Consider the following 1,968-nt stretch of genomic DNA (forward strand, 5'->3'; position numbering starts at 1 on the left):
ACCGGGAATATTTAAGAGAAGTCTGCCCAGCCAGATTACACACATTGACCCTGACCGGGGAATTGTGGACATATCTTGCAGACCTGAACGAACAGGCACAGAAACGGTTAGACACCATCATGGAGCAGATGAAAGCTGCCGAGGGCGTGACCGAGGAATTGAAGCGTACCCGTCAAATGGAATGGGTGCAGCGTTGCAATAACATTCACAACCGGGCAGAAGAAATTGTTTTACATGAGTTGATTTATTCATAACGGTATGGTAGAATGATTATTACAAATCGAAAGTTGACAAGGAGTTTTGATAGCGTGAAAAAAAGTTTATGGAAGAAGTTTTAATTGATGATAATATGGTTTTTGATATTGATAATTTAAAAGGATTTCTTAATGATACCAGTTCATTTGGGTTTATAGCTAAAGAAAATAATAAAATTATAGGATTTGCATATTGCTATACACTTTTAAGACCTGATGGAAAAACAATGTTTTATTTACACTCAATAGGAATGTTACCTAACTATCAAGACAAAGGTTATGGTTCAAAATTATTATCTTTTATTAAGGAATATTCTAAAGAGATTGGTTGTTCTGAAATGTTTTTAATAACTGATAAAGGTAATCCTAGAGCTTGCCATGTATATGAAAAATTAGGTGGTAAAAATGATTATAAAGATGAAATAGTATATGTATATGATTATGAAAAAGGTGATAAATAAATGAATATAGTTGAAAATGAAATATGTATAAGAACTTTAATAGATGATGATTTTCCTTTGATGTTAAAATGGTTAACTGATGAAAGAGTATTAGAATTTTATGGTGGTAGAGATAAAAAATATACATTAGAATCATTAAAAAAACATTATACAGAGCCTTGGGAAGATGAAGTTTTTAGAGTAATTATTGAATATAACAATGTTCCTATTGGATATGGACAAATATATAAAATGTATGATGAGTTATATACTGATTATCATTATCCAAAAACTGATGAGATAGTCTATGGTATGGATCAATTTATAGGAGAGCCAAATTATTGGAGTAAAGGAATTGGTACAAGATATATTAAATTGATTTTTGAATTTTTGAAAAAAGAAAGAAATGCTAATGCAGTTATTTTAGACCCTCATAAAAATAATCCAAGAGCAATAAGGGCATACCAAAAATCTGGTTTTAGAATTATTGAAGATTTGCCAGAACATGAATTACACGAGGGCAAAAAAGAAGATTGTTATTTAATGGAATATAGATATGATGATAATGCCACAAATGTTAAGGCAATGAAATATTTAATTGAGCATTACTTTGATAATTTCAAAGTAGATAGTATTGAAATAATCGGTAGTGGTTATGATAGTGTGGCATATTTAGTTAATAATGAATACATTTTTAAAACAAAATTTAGTACTAATAAGAAAAAAGGTTATGCAAAAGAAAAAGCAATATATAATTTTTTAAATACAAATTTAGAAACTAATGTAAAAATTCCTAATATTGAATATTCGTATATTAGTGATGAATTATCTATACTAGGTTATAAAGAAATTAAAGGAACTTTTTTAACACCAGAAATTTATTCTACTATGTCAGAAGAAGAACAAAATTTGTTAAAACGAGATATTGCCAGTTTTTTAAGACAAATGCACGGTTTAGATTATACAGATATTAGTGAATGTACTATTGATAATAAACAAAATGTATTAGAAGAGTATATATTGTTGCGTGAAACTATTTATAATGATTTAACTGATATAGAAAAAGATTATATAGAAAGTTTTATGGAAAGACTAAATGCAACAACAGTTTTTGAGGGTAAAAAGTGTTTATGCCATAATGATTTTAGTTGTAATCATCTATTGTTAGATGGCAATAATAGATTAACTGGAATAATTGATTTTGGAGATTCTGGAATTATAGATGAATATTGTGATTTTATATACTTACTTGAAGATAGTGAAGAAGAAATAGG

General features: G+C 28.0%; 3 protein-coding genes. All 3 read left to right on the plus strand.

Annotated features, from left to right (window positions below; genetic code table 11):
• A partial coding sequence (locus tag PGQ38_RS19225; RefSeq protein ID WP_270433167.1) for a TnpV protein occupies positions 1-254 on the plus strand: 254 nt, incomplete at its 5' end.
• A 68-nt stretch (positions 255-322) separates the two neighbouring features.
• On the plus strand, positions 323-715 hold the full coding sequence (locus tag PGQ38_RS19230) for a GNAT family N-acetyltransferase (protein ID WP_000393259.1): 393 nt from the start codon (positions 323-325) through the stop codon (positions 713-715).
• The coding region (aac(6')-Ie, locus tag PGQ38_RS19235; RefSeq protein WP_243161635.1) for an aminoglycoside N-acetyltransferase AAC(6')-Ie at positions 716-1,968 on the plus strand (1,253 nt) is incomplete at its 3' end.

The organism is Blautia faecis, assembly GCF_027662325.1.
GTDB lineage: Bacteria > Bacillota > Clostridia > Lachnospirales > Lachnospiraceae > Blautia_A > Blautia_A faecis.

Excerpts from the sequence above, each read along its gene's own strand:
- PGQ38_RS19230 (WP_000393259.1), top strand. The coding sequence starts at position 323 with ATGGAAGAAGTTTTAATTGATGATAATATGGTTTTTGATATTGATAAT.